Source organism: Pseudoalteromonas sp. SWYJZ98 (assembly GCF_015864495.1).
Lineage (GTDB): Bacteria > Pseudomonadota > Gammaproteobacteria > Enterobacterales > Alteromonadaceae > Pseudoalteromonas > Pseudoalteromonas distincta.
In genome coordinates, this window is the sequence record NZ_JADYXA010000032.1 from 1 (window position 1) to 18760 (window position 18760).

An 18760-nucleotide genomic window follows, 5' to 3' on the forward strand; every position below is an offset into this window, starting at 1 on the left:
GGCGTGTCGGCTGTTCGCCACACAACACCGTCAACAGCTAATAGGTTCAAACCATTCCATGTTTCGAATGACTGTTGCTTATACATTGATTGAGCAGATTTATTGAAAACGTGTTTAACGGGATCATCACCTAACCTTTGTCTCGCCTGTACCATCGCACTTGGGGCAACGAGTGGGTTCTTGCCAGGTAACATGATATCTAGCTTATTAGCGATATTCCAAACTGATTCTTTTCGAAACAATGCCATGCCAATAACTGACCACAAAACGGCTTCAAGCGGTAATCTTCGCTTACGAACGGTTGCAATCCCTGCTTGTTGAAAACCTTGTTCAATGATTTCAGGGTCAAGAATTTCTGATAATTTTTCAAAGGTATGGTATCGGCTGCTTTCTTCAAGTGTTGCTTGCAGTGCTTGTTCTATATTCACAAAAAATCCGTAGTTAGTTTCCTAACTACGGATTTTGCATGATCGTTTGGATCGGTCAACCGGTCATTTTCTTAACTGATCGGCATTAACCTTAGGGTGCTTTTTTTATGTCTAAAATTTACCACTTCTTATCTTATTTAGCTTGCTCGAGCTACATCACACCTTGCATAACTATTTCCTATTCTTATTCTGAGTATGCATAAACCTTTGCAGACAAATTGATAGATATTCTCTATATTTTAAATAGTACAAATTTTAACTAGGTTGATAAAAGTAGCTAACGTGGGCTTATCTGTTTTTAAAGTAGTGTAGTAGGCTGTTATTTTAAGTTTATGATGATACGTTAAACATACATTTTTTTAATATTTTAATAGACATAAACGCACCTCAAAACTTACTTTTTTGGTGAATTTTTATTTATCAAATGTTTATATAATCCTGCAAAGTTACTGAAAAACCTCTTAAAATTAAAGGATATAGCATATAACAGGATAGACCTGATATTGCTTGGAATTTAAAAATAATAAGGGTATCGTACCCCAAGACTCCACCTCTCACTTTAACTTAAATTGCAGGATACCATCGCGTTATGTCTGACTTTCGTGAACAAGCACTACATTATCACTCACATCCCGTACCTGGTAAAATTAGCATTGAGCTAACAAAACCAGCTGAAACAGTTCAAGACTTAGCCCTAGCTTATAGCCCAGGTGTCGCTGAGCCTGTACGTGAAATTGCCGCAGATCCTGCAAATGCATATAAATATACCGGTAAGGGTAACATGGTTGCGGTTATCACTAATGGTACTGCAATTTTGGGCTTGGGTAATTTAGGTCCTTTAGCGTCTAAACCAGTAATGGAAGGCAAGGCGTTATTGTTTAAACGTTTTGCAGGGCTTGATTCTATTGATATTGAAGTAAAGCACAAAACAACAGAAGACTTTATTAACACGGTTGCCAATATTGCTGACACATTCGGTGGTATTAACCTTGAAGATATTAAAGCACCAGAGTGTTTTGAAATTGAAAAAGCATTAATAGAGCGTTGTAGCATTCCTGTTTTTCATGACGACCAACACGGCACCGCCATTGTTACGGCTGCCGGCATGTTAAATGCGCTAGAAGTACAAGGTAAATCAATTGAAGATGCAATAATTGTATGTTTAGGTGCAGGCGCTGCTGCAGTTGCGTGTATGGAACTGTTAATTAAGTGTGGTGCACTGCGTGAACACATTTATATGCTTGACCGTAAAGGTGTTATTCATACTCGTCGCGATGATTTAAATGAATATAAACAGCTTTTTGCTAACAATACCGATAAACGCACATTGCAAGATGTAATTGCAGATGCTGATGTGTTTGTTGGTGTTTCGGGTCCTAATTTGTTAGCTGCCGAAGATTTAAAACTAATGGCAGAAAAGCCGATCGTGTTTGCATGTTCAAACCCAGATCCAGAGATCGATCCTGCACTTGCTCACGGCGCACGCAACGATTTAATTATGGCAACAGGGCGCTCTGATTACCCTAACCAGGTTAACAATGTTTTATGTTTTCCGTTTATTTTCCGTGGTGCACTTGATGTACGTGCAAGCGCGATTAACGATGAAATGAAAATTGCTGCAGTTGAGGCTATTCGTAGTATTGCCAAAGAGCCTGTACCTGCAGAAGTTTTAAAAGCCGCAGGCGTAGATAAGCTAGAGTTTGGTGCGCAGTACATTATTCCAAAACCAATGGATCCGCGTTTACTACCGCGTATAGCTAAAGCTGTAGCACTTGCTGCGGTTGAGTCGGGTGTTGCGCAAATTGACTTGCCGGAAAATTATATGGCGTAATATATAACGCTTAAACAAAAAAACCTCAGCAATGCTGAGGTTTTTTTATTAAAAAGGTAACGATTTATTCTTCGTTTAAAATAGGCACTTCTAAACCCATTTCTTGCATTATCTTTTTAACTTCTTCTGGTACTTTTTCTGCGTTGTCTTTACGTAGGTCATCGTCATTTGGTAAAGGTTGACCAGTAAAGGCATGCAAAAACGCCTCACATAGCAATTCACTATTTGTTGCATGGCGGAGGTTGTTGATTTGACGACGCGTACGCTCATCCGTTAAAACTTTTAATACATTTAGCGGGATCGAAACGGTGATCTTTTTAACTTGCTCTGATTTTTTCCCGTGTTCTGCGTATGGGTGAATATACTCACCATTCCATTTAGCCATAAGATGTATCGTTGCCTCAGATTATTAATTTCTCACACGGTATAAAAAGCGTGTAAATATGCGTGAAATTCTATCGATTTAAAAAAGATAGTCAAATAATAGATACCGATCTATCTTAATAAGCCTATTTGGGATGTAAAAATAAGCTCACTTTTGTGAGCTAAAATATGATACTAGCAAACGCCTTCCCTAACTTTAGCCATCTAGAGCTTTAAAATCCTTTGACTTATTAAAACGGATAACTTACTCTTTTAGACGTCTAAACATCCAAATTAATCAGGTGACGAATATGAGCGAAAAAAACAAAGCGACCATTGCTGTACGTAACGGCGTTGATGCTGATAAACATCATGGTGCAGTGGTGCCGCCAATTTATTTATCAACGACTTATTCGTTTGCCGACTTTGATACTAAGCGTGAGTATGATTATGGCCGCAGTGGTAACCCTAATCGTGATATTTTAGCAGAGACGCTTGCTAAGCTTGAAGGTGGCGCTCGTGGCATAATTACGGCCACTGGTATGGCTGCCGTGCATTTAGCTACTCAGCTACTTAACAGTGACGACACGTTAGTAATTCCACATGATTGTTATGGTGGTAGCTATCGTTTATTTACATCGTTACAAAAACGCGGACTATTGAAGCTTGAAGTATTAGATTTAACAAAAGAAGAAAGCCTTCAACAAATTTTAGCAATTAAACCTAAGCTTATTTGGATAGAGACTCCAAGTAACCCAGTACTTCGTTTAACCGATATTAAAGCGGTTACCGATGTTGCTAAGCAATGCGGTGCATTGGTTGCCGCAGATAACACGTTTTTGTCTCCTGCCTTACAAAACCCTATTAAGTTTGGTGTAGATATTGTGGTGCATTCAACTACTAAATATATTAACGGGCACTCAGATGTAGTGGGCGGCGCTGTTATTGCTGCAACACAAGAGCTTGGTGATGAGCTTGCTTGGTGGGCAAATAATATTGGTATTACGGGCGCCCCTTTTGATAGTTATTTAACGCTTCGTGGTCTACGTACTTTAAATGTGCGCTTAAGGCAGCACCAAGAAAATGCGCTAGCAATAGCTAAGTACCTTGAAAGCTCCAATTTTGTAAGCCAAGTTTACTATCCAGGACTTGAGTCACATCCTCAACATGAGCTTGCTAAAGCACAACAACTTGGCTTTGGTGGCATGGTTAGTTTTGATATTAAAGGCGATATAAACGACGCCGCAGCATTTTTAACTAGCCTTAAAACGTTTAGTTTAGCTGAGTCACTAGGTGGCGTAGAGAGTTTAATTTGTCACCCTGCAACTATGACGCACGCAGGTATGGAGGCAAAGGCACGTTTAGAAGCGGGTGTGGGCGATACGCTTATTCGTATTTCGGTTGGGATTGAAGATATACACGATTTAATAGCTGACTTTGAACGAGTATTTGAACTTGTAAAACCAGGGAAAAATAAAAATGTTGGCCGTGTAGGCAAAGGTGCTGGCACTTCTGGTGGAAACGTTAAATTAAGTGCAGCCCGTCCAGCGCTTTGGTAAGTAATACCAATCCGCAATAATACCTAATCAATTTGAGGGATTAAACCGCACGATAACATCGTTAAAAATTCCTAATATAGAACAACTAAATAACGAAATTTTTGCCTTGTTATCGATACGGTTTTTTACCTCAAAATAGACAACTTAATTAAGCGAATTGGTATAAATATGGTCAATTGTGTACATAAATTTGGTGGTTCAAGCTTAAGCTCTAGTGAGCGCTATCAAAGCGTAGCTAAAATAATTATTGGGCATACTCAGCCGGGTGACTGTGTTGTGGTATCTGCTGCAGGTAAGACTACAGATACACTTGTGTCGTTGTGGCAAAGTTATCAGCTGCAAGACACGCAAGCTGTCGCTGATATTTTACTGCAGTTAAATAACCATCAAAGCGATTTAATTGAGCAGTTATTACAAGCTGATTTAAAGCGCTGCGCACTTAAAACACTAAATACCGAGCTTAGTAATATTGCAGAACTTGCTCAAGCTGAGCAGCTAAAAGAGGCTGCGTTACTTGCGCATGGGGAACTGTGGTCAGCACGTTTACTCGCTACTTATTTACAGCAGTTAAATATTGAGGCGTGTGCTCAAGATGCCCGTAGTCTTTTTACCTTAAACGATGGTGAATTAATGCATGCGCAAAATGCGCAGCAATGTCGACAGTCAATTTTACCTAATAAGATAAATGTTGTTACTGGGTTTATTGCCGCCGATACGAAAGGTGAGACCGTAACACTTGGACGCAACGGTAGCGATTATAGTGCAACACTACTTGCAAATTACTGTAATGCTAAGCAAGTATGTATTTGGACCGATACACAGGGTGTGTTTAGCACTGATCCTCGAAAGGTAAAAAAGGCGATTAAGTACGGCAAAATTTGTCGTGGGCAAGCTAATTTATTAGCTCGTTTGGGTAACCCTGTATTACATGCAAAAACATTATCGCCACTTAAAAACACAGATATTAAGCTAGCTGTTCGTAGTAGTTTTGATGTGCAAGCAAGCCCAACAGATATAGTAAAAGAAGGTTCAGCAAAGAAAAAGCGCTTTATAACCACGCTGCAAAATGTTGATCTGTTAATGGTTGAAGGATTAAGTGAAGGTGAGGTCGCAAGCGTTAGTCAGCTTATTCAGCATAGCCTTCATCATTTTAACCATAATGGTGAAGTGTATTTAGTAGTACCGGCTGCACAAACATATCAAGTTATTAATTACTTTGCTGGTAGAGCTAATATTAGTGAGTCAAATTTAAATGGCTGTGCAATTGTTGCCCCTGAGCAAGACGTTAGCGTACTAAAACTGCAAGCTTTAGAGGTATTAGCTGAGCAGACTATAAATCCGCGTTTTGTGCATCAAGATAATGGTTATGTTTTATTACTAACAGACCAATTTATAGATAGCGATATACAAAGCGCCTTACACGATAAGCTAATCAATAAAGGCCAAGAAATAGCCGTTATAGTTGCGGGCCTTGGCAATGTAGGCGATGCTTTTATTGAGCAGTTATCGGCACAATTTGAGCGTTTATCAGACGACTTTAGTATTAAATTGGTAGCGCTGGTTCGCTCTAAACATATGTTATTTAATGCAAGTGGCATAAATATACCGCAATGGAAAACTCAATGGCAGCATGAGGCGAATAGCTATGAAGCTGCGGATTTACTTAATGCGATAAGCGAGCTTGACTACGAACATAAAGTGTTAATTGATATTACTGCAAGTGAGCAGTTTAGCTTTTTATATACAGATTTTGTAGACAGAGATTGTCATTTAATTAGTGCTAACAAATATGCAGGTACAGCACCTACTTCATGGTATAAAGCACTTCGTAGTAACCTTGGCGAACGTAATTTACATTGGCGATATAATACAAGTGTAGGCGCAGGCTTACCTATCAATTTTGCTTTGGCTGATTTGCAAAATAGTGGTGATAAAATTACGCGTATTGAAGGCGTGTTCTCGGGTACACTTTCGTGGTTATGTAGTAAGTATGATGGTACGACTGCTTTTTCTGAGTTGGTATTAGAAGCACAGAAAATGGGGTTCACAGAGCCTGACCCTCGCGAGGATTTATCTGGACGAGATATGCAGCGTAAGTTACTTATTTTAGCCCGAGAGTTAGGTATAGAGCTTGAGCTTGGTGATATTAGCTTATCGGCATTAATGCCCGGCGAGCTTGCGCTAGGAAGCTGGGAAGACTTTCTAAACAATAAAGCCCAGCTAGATGCGTTCATTGAAGAGCATGCTGATACAGCAAAAGCTAATAACTCAGTACTGAGATACACAGGCCTATTAGATATAACAAAAACTGAAGTTATCGCTAAAGTAGGAATTACGTATGTCCCCAATGGGGATGCGTTAGCAAACCTTACACCTGGCGATAATATTTTTGTAATTAATAGTAAATGGTATAGTGATAACGCGCTTGTGATTCAGGGGCCAGGGGCTGGGAAAGAAGTAACCGCTGCGGGTGTACACTCTGACTTATATTGGCTTGTTCAAAACTTAAAATAAGCGATTATTTAAATTAAAACGGCAGCTTAAATAAGCTGCCGTTTTTTGTATTACAGAGATATTATTAAAATAGCTCTTCTTCGGTTTTTGTGTCTTCTTCAAATATATCGTTTGGCTGAGATAGCACATACTTTGTCGGTGCAGTGCCTTTTTCGAAGTATTCAAAGCGGCTGGTGTAGTCATTTTTGTGGCTTAGCAAACCAGTGGCTAAATCAATACGAATCGAAACAAGCCCCTCAGGTGGCTCAATTGGCGCTTCAGGTGTTCCCTCAAGTGCGGCTTTCATAAATTCAATCCATGCAGGCTGCGCTGTTTTAGCCCCCGATTCAGCACCAGATATTTGGCTGCTATCTAAGTTGTTATTGTACGTAGAACGGCCAAGAGCGTTACCTGGGTTATCAAAGCCCACCCACACAGAAGTCATTACTTTACTGTTAAAACCACTAAACCAGGTGTCTACAGAATCGTTAGTTGTGCCTGTTTTACCCGAAAGATCACGACGTTCTAAAGCTTGTGCGCGCCAACCTGTGCCACTCCAACCCGTTTTATGGGCCCAACTACCGCCGCCCCAAATACCACTGTGCATTGCATCAGCAATTAAAAATGCATTCTGCTTAGAAATAATTCTCGGTGCACATTTTTTTGTTGGTTCCACTTCATCACTACTATTATGAAGTGAGAATTCATTGCGTGTTGGTAAAGGCTCTTCATCACAGGCTAGGGCAGGGTTTGCTTTAAACAATACATTACCGTAAGCATCTTGAACTTCTGAAATAAAGTAAGGTTCAATTAAGTGGCCACCATTGGCAAATGCACTCATGCCACGAGCAAGTTCAAGTGGTGTAATGGAAGCACTACCCAGTGCTAGTGATTCACTGCGATTAATGTCTGAATCTTTAAAGCCAAACTTTAATAAATGATCAGCTGTACGTTGTAATCCAACGCCGCGTAGTAAGCGCACCGAAATAACGTTTTTAGATTGTGCTAAAGCACGGCGAATTCTTATCGGACCATTATATACAGCAGGGCTGTTTTTAGGGCGCCATGCTACGCCTTGGCTTTTATCCCATTGGTTTATAGGAGCATCGTTTAATATAGACGCAAGCGTGTAACCTTTTTCAAGTGCTGCTGAATATATAAAAGGTTTTATATTAGAACCTACTTGACGCTTTGCTTGTACCGCTCGGTTATATTGACTTTGCTCAAAGCTGTAACCACCTACAATAGCTTTAATTCTGCCATCTTGTGGGTCGAGTGACACAATAGCACTTGATGCTTCTGGTATTTGGCTTAGTAAGTAGCTGTCATCTTCATTTTTACGCACCCATATTTGCATTCCTGGCGTTAAAATATCTGTAGCTGCTTTTGGAGCAAAACTTTGGCGGTAACGAGTAATATATTTACGCGCCCATTTTAAGTTATCCCAAGTAAGAGTTGTGCGCTCGCCACTTTTAAGTAATACCGACGCTGTTTTATCATTAACACTAAGCACGGCTGCTGCTTTCAAAGTACCCAACTCATTTACGCTTTGTAATTTATTGAGTATTTGTTGCTCAGTTAAAGCAGGTTGTGTTTCAGGATCCCATAAAACATCTGTTGGTCCTCTAAAACCATGGCGCATATCGTAATTATGTAAGTTGTTTACAAGTGCGTTTTGCGCTGCTTTTTGAACTTTAGACTCTACCGAGGTGAAAATTTTAAAACCTGAGTTGTAAGCTTTATCTATTCCATAACGCGAGACCATTTCAGCGCGCACCATTTCAGAAATATACGGGGCGTATAAATTTATTTCAGCACCATGAAAATAAGCGGTGATAGGTTGGCTCGTTGCTTCGTTATATTCTTCTTGAGTAATATAATTTTCAGTTAATAAACGCCCTAAAACAACATTTCGGCGTGCTTTTGCACGCGTTGGGTTACGAATTGGGTTTAAAGCTGAAGGGGCCTTCGGTAAACCTGCAATCATCGCCATTTGTGCAAGTGTTAAATCTTTTAACTCCTTACCGTAATAAACTTGTGCTGCAGCACCAATACCAAAAGCGCGATTACCCAATTCTATTTTATTAAGGTAAAGCTCTAAAATTTCGTCTTTTGTTAATACACCTTCAATATGTAGCGCTATAAATATTTCTTTAACTTTACGAATATATGCTTTTTCGCGAGTTAAAAAGAAATTACGAGCAAGCTGCATAGTAATAGTACTTGCGCCTTGTTTTTTCTCGCCGGTAGATATAAGAACAATAGCCGAACGTACAATACCTATAGGATCTATGCCTATATGATCGTAAAATCGATTATCTTCTGTCGCTAAAAATGCATTAATGAGGGTTTGAGGAATTTCATCAATAGTCACTGGAATACGACGCTTTTCACCAAATTGATTGATTAAAAGCCCATCTTTTGTGAATACTTGCATAGGAGTTTGTAATTGCACGTCTTTTAAAACTTGCACACTGGGGATATCAGGTTTAACGTAGTAATAAAGACTGACCAAAGTGATCAGACCAATTAACACACAAATGATAAAAAATTGTAAAGTTCGTTTTAATAAAATCACTTATATTTCCCTAAATGGACTCCCAATTGCGAGTTTTGACTGCTAGTATATATTGATTAAAAAATGAATAATATTTTTTCAGATAAAAATTATAACTTGTTTATTATTAAAACAAAGGCCAAGTTGAAACATGCTAAGTCAACTATTTCAAAAACCGTCCCCGATGATGGTAGGAATTGATATTGGATCGCACTCTATCAAAGCGGTGCTTTTACGTGAAATTGAAACTGGATTTCGACTAGAAGCACTTGCAATTGAGCCTATGCCAAAAGGTGCGATGAGTGAGCGCACAATCCAAGATATTGAAGCGATTGGTAACGTTATTACAAAATTAAGAAAAAAATTACCGAAGTCGTTAAAATCTGCTGCAGTGGCTGTTTCTGGCCAAACAGTTATTACAAAAGTGATCTTCATGGATGTATCGTTAACAGATGCTGAACTTGAATCGCAAATTGAAATTGAAGCTGATAGTTTAATCCCTTACCCGCTTGATGAAGTGAGCCTCGATTTTGAGAAGCTTTCGACGAATGAGGCCGATCCTAGCAAAATGAATGTTTTGCTTTCGGCTGCTCGTACTGAGAGTGTTGAAGCACGGGTGGGCGCTTTAGAAGCCGCAAATTTAGAAGCCAAAATAGTAGATGTAGAAAGCTACGCATTGAGCCGTGCTATGGACGTTTACTATCAACAATTACCTAGCGATGCATTTAATAAGTGTGTGGCTGTGGTCGATATTGGCGCAGTTTTAATGCTTGTGAGTGTTGTGCAAGCTGGGGAAACCATTTATACCCGTGACCAAGTTTTTGGTGGCGATCAATATACAAATAGTATTGTTGCTTATTATAATAAAGGCTTTGATGAAGCCGAAATAGGCAAAACATCAGGTGATTTACCGCCAAACTATACCTTTGAAGTATTAGCCCCTTTTCAAACTTCGTTACTTCAACAAGTTCGCAGAGCTGTGCAAATGTTTTTAACAACCAGTGGTAAAGAGCAAATAGATTATATTGTATTAACGGGCGGTACATCGATGATAAAAGGTATCGACCGATTGCTTATTGAAGAACTCGGTATCCACTCAGTTGTTGCAGAGCCTTTTATAAATATGGAAATTTCCCCAAAGGTAGACCGTAATATAATGCAGCGTCACAAAACGCAGTTTGCAATTGCAACAGGGTTGGCATTAAGGAGTTTTTCAACATGCCACATATAAATCTACTGCCTTGGCGTGAATCACAACGCGAAGAATCGAAAAAGAAATTTGTAACTATACTTGTTGGTGTCGTCATACTTTGTTTTGCAAGTATGTATTTATTAAGTTCTTTTTATAGCGCTTTAAAAGACGGTCAAAATTTAAAGAATAATTATTTAAGCTCAGAAATTAGCATGCTAGATAAAAAAATAAGTGAAATACGAAGCTTAGATAAAAGAAAGGAAAATTTACAACAGCGTATGAGGCTCATTGAAGAATTGCAAAGCAGCCGTAATTTGGGTACGCAAATAATGGATGAAGTTGCCAAAATAGTGCCAGGTGGCGTTTATTTAACAAAGCTGGAGCGCAAAGGCAGCCAAATACATGTTTTAGGACGTAGTGAATCTAATAATCGCCTATCAACAATGCTCCGCCAAGTACAAAGCTCATATTTACTAGAGAATCCTTCAATGCAGGGCATTGTTGCAGGCGATCAATCTTCGCGTTTACTTAGTGATTTTAATATGGAATTTTATGTAAAACCATTTGATAAAATTGGTGAGGTTAGCGATGAACCTTGATTTTAAAGCACTGAGTGAAATTGATTGGAATGAAATAGAGCTTGATAACATTGGTGATTGGCCAATTGCTGTTAAAGCAATTTGCTGCACATTTGTTGCGGGCCTTGTATTGTTTTTTAGTTATAGCCTATTAGTTTCTGATGAAATTGACAGCTACCATAGTGCCGTGGCAAAAGAAGTTGAACTACGAACAACTTATCGAACTAAGTATGCAGTAGCGAGCAACCTTGAAATATATCGTCAACAAATGATTGAAATGGAAGATAAGTTTTCACAGCTATTAAAGCGTCTACCCACTTCGAACGAAACTCCTGGTTTACTTGATGATTTATCATATGTTGGGACAACGAGTGGTCTGACTTTTTTAAAAATAGGTTGGCTGCCAGAAGTTGAAAAAGAATTTTATACCGAGCTACCTATTAAAATCGAAGTAATAGGTAGCTACCATGAGTTTGGTGAGTTTGTAGGTAAAGTGGCCCAGTTACCCCGAATTGTAAGCTTACATGACTTTTCTATTTTATCATCGGGCGATAAACAGTTAACATTCAGTGTTGTTGCAAAAACATATCGTTATGAAGAAGGGGTTAAAAAATGAAACTCCTTCGCGTAGTACCTTTAGCTATAGCGTTTGTTTTAGCTGGTTGTAATGATGACACTTCTGAGCAAAAAGAATTTATTGATCAGGTAAAAGCAAGCACCACACCAAAGGTTGAGACGATTCCTGAACTGACAAAGTTTGAAATATTTGAGTACAGTGCTGGTCAGCTACGTAGCCCGTTTGTAGCGCCTCAGCCTGAGATTATTCAAAATAAACTAACGCAAGTAAAAAACTGTTTGCACCCAGATCAAGAGCGTCGCCGCGAACCGTTAGAGAAATACCCGCTAGATAATTTAGCAATGAAAGGCACAATTGGCTCTAGTGGACAAATATGGGCATTAATTACAGCAACAGATGACACTTTGCACCGCGTAACGGTAGGGAATTATCTTGGAAGTTATGATGGCAAAGTAAAAATAGTAAGCAACGACTATATAGAATTAGTGGAATTAATCCCTGATGGGTCTGGCTGTTGGAAAGAGCGCCTGACGAAATTAGAAATGTTAGAGGCGGCAACAGATGGCGCAAATTAATAATAAAAAAGGTAAAAATAGGATGCATAAGGATGTACTTTGGCTTCATCGTATTTCACGGACATTACTGGCTGCTGTTGCTTTAGTCACTGTAAACTCAGCCATAGCTGGGCCATTGCTTTATGATGTTCGTTATAATCCATTACTTAAAGGCGAAACTGAATTACAGCTTGTTTTTGATGAAGAGTTAACCTTTGAACCAAAAGTTCAAGTGTTTAATAGCCCAGCCCGAATCGAAATGTTTTTTGATACTGCAGAGTTAGAAGTTGGTTTAAATGATGTTGAAGTTAATCAAGCTGGAATTAGCAGTGTTACTAATGTTTTAACTAACAGTGGTTTAAAGGTAACGATAAACTTAGATAGATTAAAAATTTATGAGACTGAAGTTCATAATAATTTAGTATCGATACGTGTCTCTGATAACCCTCTTACAGAATCTGAAAATGAAGATGTAGTGATGGACTCAGGTGATGTAAGTGGAAATTACATTAACCGTATCCAGTCAATTGATTTTAGACGTGGTGAGAAGGGTGAAGCAAAAGTACTTGTATTTTTACAAGACACTCAAGCTGCAATTGAAGTCCATGAAAGTGGCGGGAAAATTTATGCTGACTTTCATCACACCGATATTTTAGACGATCTACTTTATGAATTAGATGTATTAGATTTTGGAACTGTTGTAAGTAATATCGAGACTTTTAAAGAAGATGGTTTAAGTCGTGTTGTTATCGAACCTAATGCTCAGTTCACGTTTACGTATCAGCAAATAGATAATATTTTAACGTTGACAATAGAAAAAGATGAAACGCAAAATGCGTACTTAGATGGTGGGGTTGAGTATCAAGGTCGTCCTATGACCTTAAATTTTCAAGATATCTCTGTGCGTGCAGCACTGCAAATTATCGCGGGTTACAACGACTTTAACTTAGTAACCAGTGATTCAGTAACGGGCAATATAACGCTGCGCCTAGATGGTGTACCGTGGGATCAAGCGCTTGACGTAGTACTACGTATTAAAGGGCTAGATAAGCGCATGGATGGCTCTATATTAATGGTAGCGCCTGCAGAAGAACTTGCAGCACGTGAAGCCAAAGATTTAAAAGCTAAACAGCAAGTTGAAGACTTAGAGCCTCTATATAGTGAATACATCCGATTAAACTATGCTAAAGCCGAAAATTTTGCTGACTTATTAAAAACAGATACAAACAGTATTATAACTGCCCGTGGTAGTGTATCTGTTGATCAACGTACAAATACTTTGTTAGTAAAAGATACTGTTAAGAGTATAGAAAACATTCGCCGCATGATTGAAACGCTTGATATTCCAGTGCAGCAGGTTGTAATAGAATCTCGGATGGTAACGGTACGCGATAACGTTACTGAAGACTTAGGCGTACGTTGGGGCTTTAGTGACCAAGGCAGTAGTGTTGGTATTTCAGGCTCTCTTGAAGGCGCAGAAGGTATTTATAATGCGACATCTACTTCAGATGCACCAAGTATTTCAGACCGATTGAATGTAAATTTACCTATCACTAACCCTGCGGCTAGCATTGGCTTACACATAGCAAAACTGGCTAACGGTACGCTGATTGATTTAGAACTAAGTGCGCTTGAAGAAGAGAATAAAGGCGAGATTATTGCAAGTCCACGTATAATAGCGGCTAATCAGCAAAAAGCGCGAATAGAGCAAGGTACTGAAATTCCTTATACAGAGTCAGCTTCAAGCGGTGCTACTACCGTAAGCTTTAAAAAAGCGGTACTGAGCTTAGAAGTTACACCTCATATCACACCTGATAATAAAGTAATTCTAGATTTAATTATTACTCAAGATACACGTGGTGATACTGTTCAAACAGGTACTGGTGAAGCGGTGTCTATTGATACTCAAGAAATTCAAACACAAGTGTTAGTCGAGAATGGCCAAACCGTAGTACTCGGTGGTATTTTCCAACAGCAAATCATTAATACTACGAGTAAAGTGCCAATTTTAGGTGACATTCCTTACGTAGGAAGACTATTTAAAACCACAAGTGAGTTTAATGAAAAGCGTGAATTACTTATTTTCGTGACACCGAAAATACAAATTGATTAAAATACAGTGGTTTTATGTTAACCAACGGGTGATTATTTAGATTAATTGCTCGTTATATGGCTTTTTATTCTAATTGACTTGAAATACCCCTGCAATTACTGAGATAATCCCCTCCTTAATTTTGGGGCCAGGTCGTTAGGCGGGGTTTTATTTCAAATTTTAGAGTTTGTTTGTACTAAAAGATATGGCTGAGAAACGTAATATATTTCTAGTTGGCCCCATGGGGGCTGGCAAAAGCACGATTGGTCGTCACATCGCTGACCAATTACACCTTGAATTTGTTGATTCTGATCAAGAAATCGAACGCCGCACAGGTGCAGATATTGCATGGGTATTCGATCTTGAAGGTGAAGAAGGCTTTAGACTTCGAGAAGAGTCTGTTATTGGCGATTTAACCGAGATGCAAGGTATTGTACTTGCTACCGGTGGTGGTTCAGTAATGAGCAAAGAAGTTCGAAACAAGCTTTCGGCTCGAGGTATCGTTGTATACCTAGAGACACCTATAGAAAAGCAAGTTGCACGCACGCAACGCGACAAGCGTCGCCCATTACTGCAAACTGAAGAAGCACCTCGTAACGTACTAGAGCGCTTAGCAGAAGAACGCGAGCCCCTATACAAAGAAGTTGCCGATTTTGTTGTACGTACCGATGAGCAAAGCGCTAAAGTTGTTGCTAACCAAATCATCGAGAAATTAGATTTTTAAAAACCAATAATAAGGAAATAACTAAGCATGCTTAAATTAACAGTTAATTTGGACGAGCGAAGTTATCCTATTTATATTGGGCAATCTGCACTTCAAGATAATGGCCGCCTGGTTCACCACATTGGTGATTGTCGGCCTATCATCATTACTAATGACACAATAGCGCCTTTATATTTACAAGCGTTACTTGACTCATTAGCAGATCAAAATCCGCTATCTTTTATTATTCCTGACGGTGAACAATATAAATCACTTGAATGGTTTGAAAAAATATCAGCATTTTTACTCCAAAATAACTGTGGCCGAGATACGTGCTTAATTGCGTTAGGTGGCGGTGTTATAGGTGATCTAACTGGTTTTGTAGCGGCGTGTTATCAGCGCGGCGTACCGTTTATTCAAATACCAACGACAGTGCTTTCACAGGTTGACTCATCGGTAGGTGGTAAAACGGCAGTAAATCATCCTTTAGGTAAAAATATGATAGGGGCATTTTATCAGCCTCAAGCGGTTTTTATTGATACACAAACATTACACACCCTACCAGCAAGAGAGTTTGCAGCAGGTATGGCTGAAGTAATTAAGTATGGTCTGATTTACGATACCGAATTATTTGCATACTTAGAGCGAAACGTAGCTAATTTGCAGCAACTAGATGAAACATGTTTACAGCATATTATTTTTAGATGTTGTGAAATAAAAGCACTTATAGTTGCGCAAGATGAAAAAGAGCATGGTTTACGTGCTTTATTAAACTTAGGTCATACATTTGCCCATGCAATTGAGGCAGAAATGGGCTACGGCATTTGGTTACATGGCGAAGCTGTTGCAACAGGCATGGTATTAGCAGCTAAACTTGCCAAGACACGCCAAGATTTAAGCGCAAGTGAAGTTGATCGAATTATTAAGCTGCTTGAGCTATATAATTTACCAACAGAAATTCCAAAGCAAATGACTAGCGAGCAGTTCCTAACGCATATGCGTAAAGACAAAAAGAATAAAAGAGGCACTATACGCTTTATTCTACCTACCCAATTTGGCCAGTGTGCATTAGTTGATGATGTTTCTGATGACCAAGTTAGAGACTTAATCGAGCAGTAAATGCAGTCACAAATTTTACCAAGCCGTGCGGCTTTGGTGGATAGAATCGCACTGCAATTTGAGTACGGACAAAATTTAATAGTTTTACTTGGCACATCGGGGCTAGGTAAAAGTTATATGCTCGAAACCTTCATTACAGATAAATACAATGACTTTAATAAAGCGTTTGTGCAAGTAAGTGCACAAATGACTGACGCTCAGCTAATGAGCGATTTATTAGAGCAAAGCTTTAATTCCCCTTTGGTTGATCATAATTTAAGTTTACCTGAAAACTATTACCAGCTGCTTGAGCAACAGCAGTGCGGACCTTGTTTATGGGTGCTTGATGGCGGTAGGCAACTATCTGAAGAGATACTAATTGAGCTTGAGCTGCTTTCTAAAAATAGCCCTAATACGTTGTATATCATAATTGCATCACAGTCTAAACTTGCTTTAAATGACGCTGTCGAAATTTACTTGGAGCCACTAACGCTTCGAGAAAGCAAGATGTTATTGCAGTGGTACTTTACTGATTTACCTTATGATGAAGACCCTGTTTTTAGTACTTTTTTAGCCGAGGCTCATGGTAACCCCAGTTTATTGCTTGCTTGGCAACCTAGCGAGCACATAGCCGATATTATCGTTAAAGATAAAGTATCTTGGCGATTACACTTATTGATTTTGATGTTGTTAATTATGCTTTTAATTATTGGTCTGCTTTATAAGTCTGATATGACGCAGTGGTGGCAACAATATTATCAGCAGGAAGAAACACAAGTCCTAAATACAGCAATATCTGTAGAGCAAGTAAGTGAGCCGGTTATAAAGCAAAATGACTCAGTAGTTACCTTAAATGACCCTGAAGGAGTTGAGCCAGATATTGAGCCAAAGAGCGTACACATTAATGATGTGCCTGCTATCATGCAAAGTCTTAGCGAACCTGCAAATACAGTTAAGGTATTAGACAATGCTATTGATAATAGCGCTAAAAACAAAAGCAGTGAAGCAGGTGACGTTGTATCTAAAGCTCTAAAAGTAGAGAAAGTAAATACAGCAGAGCAAACTCAGATAAGCCAAGATAATATTTGGTACATGCAGCAAGCAGATACAAATAGTGTTATTCAATTATTAGCGGTAACTCAGCAGGAAGTTCGCGATAATTTTATTGCTCAATTCAATCTACAGCAGCAAGCACACACTTACCAAACGAAGCGAAATAATCAAATATGGTGGGTTGTTACATTTGGCAGCTTTGAGAGTATAAACGAGGCAAAATCAGCAATGGATACTTTACCCCCTGGGGTTAGAAAAAATAAACCTTTCTATAAAAAAATTAGTAAAATAAAGCAAGAAATAGCAGTCGTTGATCAGTAAAACACACTGCTTTAGTGTAAAATCGCGCAACACCAGATTGAAGTAAAGAGCCAATGCAGCAAAAAAGTAGAGCCTTCCTTAAATGGGCCGGCGGAAAATACAGCCTAGTTGAAAACATTAATGCGCGATTAAACCAAGCTAGCAAGCATGCTGATACTTTGGTTGAACCTTTTGTTGGTGCAGGCTCTGTGTTTTTAAATAGTGACTTTAAGCACTATATCCTCAACGATATCAATGCAGACTTAATTAACTTATATAAAGAGCTTAAAAGCTCTCCAGATGAGCTTATTAGTGACGCTAAAAAGCTATTTGTTGATTTGAATAATCACGCAGATGCGTATTACGAATACCGTGTGCAGTTTAATCAAAGCCGTGATGTATACGAACGTTCAATCTTGTTTTTATACATGAACCGCCATGGTTACAACGGACTGTGTAGGTATAATTTAAAAGGCATTTTTAATGTGCCTTTTGGTAAGTATAAAAAGCCTTACTTTCCTGAAAAAGAAATGTATTTTTTTGCTGAAAAAGCACAAAAAGCAACGTTCACTTGTTTAGATTACGATGACGTTTTTAAGTTAGTACCTAACAATGCTGTTATTTATTGCGACCCGCCTTATGTGCCATTAAGTAAAACGGCTTCTTTTACGTCATACGCAAAAGGGGGGTTTAATTTAGATGATCAGGCTAACTTAGCTAATTTGGCAGAACAAGCCGCATTTGAAAATAACACGCCTGTGCTTATTTCAAATCACGATACCGTGTGGACGCGTAAAATTTATAGCCAAGCATCGCTTGAGCAAATTCAAGTAAAGCGCACTATTAGCCCCAAAGGTGGCTCTAGAAATAAAGTTGACGAGTTGATGGCTATGTATTTAGCACCCAAGCAACCACTGCGTAAATTGCGATAACAAAAGCAACAAATAGTACAATCGCAATTAAAATGATGGATAAAGGGGAATGTTGTTTAAAATCGACTTGGCGTTTATTTTCAGATTGAACACCAAAAAATGCAGCTAGCACACTTTGCAACGCGCTAAAAAATTGTAGCATTATTTAAAATAAAGGTTTTAAAGAAGGAGCGTTTTTAGAATCTTCAGAACTAGTAAGTAGTTCCAGTAAATCAAGGTAATGAAACTGAGCACTACGGCTATCGCCAGTTAACCACGAAAACCATGATGACTCTTCTTCAGCTTTAATACACGCAGTTAAAGTGTTTTGAGCACTTACCACTTGTGTATTATGACAATTACTCACTGAGCTTAATTCTTGCTCAGAGCTTGAACCAAAGCTAAACGCCCCGATAAGCAGTAATGCCGACGCAATTAATATCCCAATTTTAAAAGCACGCATGATGAAAT

The 18760-nt window shown here is 38.8% G+C and carries 17 protein-coding genes; 12 read left to right on the plus strand and 5 right to left on the minus strand.

Translation table 11 applies throughout. The features are described 5' to 3' along the window. The coding region (locus I6F10_RS15250; RefSeq protein ID WP_197099089.1) for a transposase domain-containing protein at positions 1-428 on the minus strand (428 nt) is incomplete at its 3' end. Positions 429-1017: 589 nt separating this feature from the next. On the opposite strand from I6F10_RS15250, the gene I6F10_RS15255 reads away from it, so the two are divergent. Continuing rightward, positions 1018-2259: a malic enzyme-like NAD(P)-binding protein gene (locus I6F10_RS15255; RefSeq protein ID WP_024596313.1), complete on the plus strand. Its 1242-nt coding sequence runs from the start codon at positions 1018-1020 to the stop codon at positions 2257-2259. A gap of 64 nt (positions 2260-2323) precedes the next feature. Here the strand turns inward: I6F10_RS15255 and metJ are convergent, their stop codons facing one another. Further along, the gene (gene metJ / locus I6F10_RS15260) at positions 2324-2644 is read right to left on the minus strand and encodes a met regulon transcriptional regulator MetJ (protein ID WP_002958371.1); all 321 of its coding nucleotides are present in this window, start codon (positions 2642-2644) and stop codon (positions 2324-2326) included. Positions 2645-2933: 289 nt separating this feature from the next. Between metJ and metB the strand changes: the two genes are divergently transcribed. Both metB and metL read left to right on the plus strand, forming a co-directional pair. Further along, the gene (metB, locus tag I6F10_RS15265) at positions 2934-4181 is read left to right on the plus strand and encodes a cystathionine gamma-synthase (RefSeq protein WP_165742859.1); all 1248 of its coding nucleotides are present in this window, start codon (positions 2934-2936) and stop codon (positions 4179-4181) included. A 168-nt stretch (positions 4182-4349) separates the two neighbouring features. Continuing rightward, the gene (gene metL, locus I6F10_RS15270) at positions 4350-6695 is read left to right on the plus strand and encodes a bifunctional aspartate kinase/homoserine dehydrogenase II (RefSeq protein ID WP_165742860.1); all 2346 of its coding nucleotides are present in this window, start codon (positions 4350-4352) and stop codon (positions 6693-6695) included. Between the two features lie 64 nt (positions 6696-6759). Here the strand turns inward: metL and I6F10_RS15275 are convergent, their stop codons facing one another. Then, positions 6760-9252 carry a penicillin-binding protein 1A gene (locus I6F10_RS15275; protein ID WP_165742861.1) on the minus strand — a complete coding sequence of 831 codons (2493 nt, stop codon included), beginning with the start codon at positions 9250-9252 and terminating at the stop codon, positions 6760-6762. 130 nt (positions 9253-9382) lie between these two features. On the opposite strand from I6F10_RS15275, the gene I6F10_RS15280 reads away from it, so the two are divergent. The 9 genes from I6F10_RS15280 to I6F10_RS15320 all read left to right on the plus strand — a co-directional run bounded on the left by I6F10_RS15280 (position 9383) and on the right by I6F10_RS15320 (position 18310). Next, positions 9383-10462 (plus strand): pilus assembly protein PilM, encoded by a 1080-nt coding sequence (locus I6F10_RS15280; RefSeq protein WP_165742862.1) that lies wholly within the window; start codon positions 9383-9385, stop codon positions 10460-10462. Next, positions 10450-11022 (plus strand): PilN domain-containing protein, encoded by a 573-nt coding sequence (locus I6F10_RS15285; RefSeq protein WP_002958376.1) that lies wholly within the window; start codon positions 10450-10452, stop codon positions 11020-11022. The genes I6F10_RS15280 and I6F10_RS15285 overlap by 13 nt, the downstream gene beginning before the upstream one ends. Next, positions 11012-11617: a type 4a pilus biogenesis protein PilO gene (locus tag I6F10_RS15290; RefSeq protein WP_002958377.1), complete on the plus strand. Its 606-nt coding sequence runs from the start codon at positions 11012-11014 to the stop codon at positions 11615-11617. Before I6F10_RS15285 ends, I6F10_RS15290 begins: the two co-directional genes overlap by 11 nt. Beyond that, positions 11614-12153 carry a pilus assembly protein PilP gene (locus I6F10_RS15295; protein WP_024605281.1) on the plus strand — a complete coding sequence of 180 codons (540 nt, stop codon included), beginning with the start codon at positions 11614-11616 and terminating at the stop codon, positions 12151-12153. The genes I6F10_RS15290 and I6F10_RS15295 overlap by 4 nt, the downstream gene beginning before the upstream one ends. Further along, positions 12140-14245: a type IV pilus secretin PilQ gene (locus I6F10_RS15300; RefSeq protein WP_165742863.1), complete on the plus strand. Its 2106-nt coding sequence runs from the start codon at positions 12140-12142 to the stop codon at positions 14243-14245. The genes I6F10_RS15295 and I6F10_RS15300 overlap by 14 nt, the downstream gene beginning before the upstream one ends. A 184-nt stretch (positions 14246-14429) precedes the next feature. Beyond that, positions 14430-14948: a shikimate kinase AroK gene (gene aroK / locus I6F10_RS15305; RefSeq protein ID WP_004589350.1), complete on the plus strand. Its 519-nt coding sequence runs from the start codon at positions 14430-14432 to the stop codon at positions 14946-14948. Between the two features lie 27 nt (positions 14949-14975). Further along, positions 14976-16046 carry a 3-dehydroquinate synthase gene (gene aroB / locus I6F10_RS15310; RefSeq protein ID WP_197099090.1) on the plus strand — a complete coding sequence of 357 codons (1071 nt, stop codon included), beginning with the start codon at positions 14976-14978 and terminating at the stop codon, positions 16044-16046. Further along, positions 16047-17399 carry an SPOR domain-containing protein gene (locus I6F10_RS15315; protein ID WP_165742864.1) on the plus strand — a complete coding sequence of 451 codons (1353 nt, stop codon included), beginning with the start codon at positions 16047-16049 and terminating at the stop codon, positions 17397-17399. It abuts the gene before it with no gap. Between the two features lie 53 nt (positions 17400-17452). Then, a complete protein-coding gene (locus tag I6F10_RS15320; RefSeq protein WP_002958383.1) occupies positions 17453-18310 on the plus strand; it encodes a Dam family site-specific DNA-(adenine-N6)-methyltransferase in 858 nt (285 codons plus the stop codon). Here the strand turns inward: I6F10_RS15320 and I6F10_RS15325 are convergent. Both I6F10_RS15325 and I6F10_RS15330 read right to left on the minus strand, forming a co-directional pair. Continuing rightward, entirely contained in the window at positions 18267-18452 is a 186-nt protein-coding gene (locus I6F10_RS15325) for a DUF2970 domain-containing protein (RefSeq protein ID WP_002958384.1), read from the minus strand. The genes I6F10_RS15320 and I6F10_RS15325 overlap by 44 nt on opposite strands. 3 nt (positions 18453-18455) lie before the next feature. Further along, positions 18456-18752, minus strand: a complete 297-nt coding sequence (locus I6F10_RS15330) for a hypothetical protein (protein ID WP_002958385.1) — start codon at positions 18750-18752, stop codon at positions 18456-18458. Positions 18753-18760 lie beyond the last annotated feature (8 nt).

Coding starts and splice junctions, on each gene's coding strand:
- I6F10_RS15290 (WP_002958377.1), top strand. CDS start 11,012: ATGAACCTTGATTTTAAAGCACTGAGTGAAATTGATTGGAATGAAATA.
- aroB (WP_197099090.1), top strand. CDS start 14,976: ATGCTTAAATTAACAGTTAATTTGGACGAGCGAAGTTATCCTATTTAT.
- I6F10_RS15315 (WP_165742864.1), top strand. CDS start 16,047: ATGCAGTCACAAATTTTACCAAGCCGTGCGGCTTTGGTGGATAGAATC.
- I6F10_RS15330 (WP_002958385.1), bottom strand. CDS start 18,752: ATGCGTGCTTTTAAAATTGGGATATTAATTGCGTCGGCATTACTGCTT.
- aroK (WP_004589350.1), top strand. CDS start 14,430: ATGGCTGAGAAACGTAATATATTTCTAGTTGGCCCCATGGGGGCTGGC.
- metB (WP_165742859.1), top strand. CDS start 2,934: ATGAGCGAAAAAAACAAAGCGACCATTGCTGTACGTAACGGCGTTGAT.
- I6F10_RS15280 (WP_165742862.1), top strand. CDS start 9,383: ATGCTAAGTCAACTATTTCAAAAACCGTCCCCGATGATGGTAGGAATT.
- I6F10_RS15255 (WP_024596313.1), top strand. CDS start 1,018: ATGTCTGACTTTCGTGAACAAGCACTACATTATCACTCACATCCCGTA.
- metL (WP_165742860.1), top strand. CDS start 4,350: ATGGTCAATTGTGTACATAAATTTGGTGGTTCAAGCTTAAGCTCTAGT.
- I6F10_RS15285 (WP_002958376.1), top strand. CDS start 10,450: ATGCCACATATAAATCTACTGCCTTGGCGTGAATCACAACGCGAAGAA.
- I6F10_RS15325 (WP_002958384.1), bottom strand. CDS start 18,452: ATGCTACAATTTTTTAGCGCGTTGCAAAGTGTGCTAGCTGCATTTTTT.
- metJ (WP_002958371.1), bottom strand. CDS start 2,644: ATGGCTAAATGGAATGGTGAGTATATTCACCCATACGCAGAACACGGG.
- I6F10_RS15295 (WP_024605281.1), top strand. CDS start 11,614: ATGAAACTCCTTCGCGTAGTACCTTTAGCTATAGCGTTTGTTTTAGCT.
- I6F10_RS15300 (WP_165742863.1), top strand. CDS start 12,140: ATGGCGCAAATTAATAATAAAAAAGGTAAAAATAGGATGCATAAGGAT.
- I6F10_RS15320 (WP_002958383.1), top strand. CDS start 17,453: ATGCAGCAAAAAAGTAGAGCCTTCCTTAAATGGGCCGGCGGAAAATAC.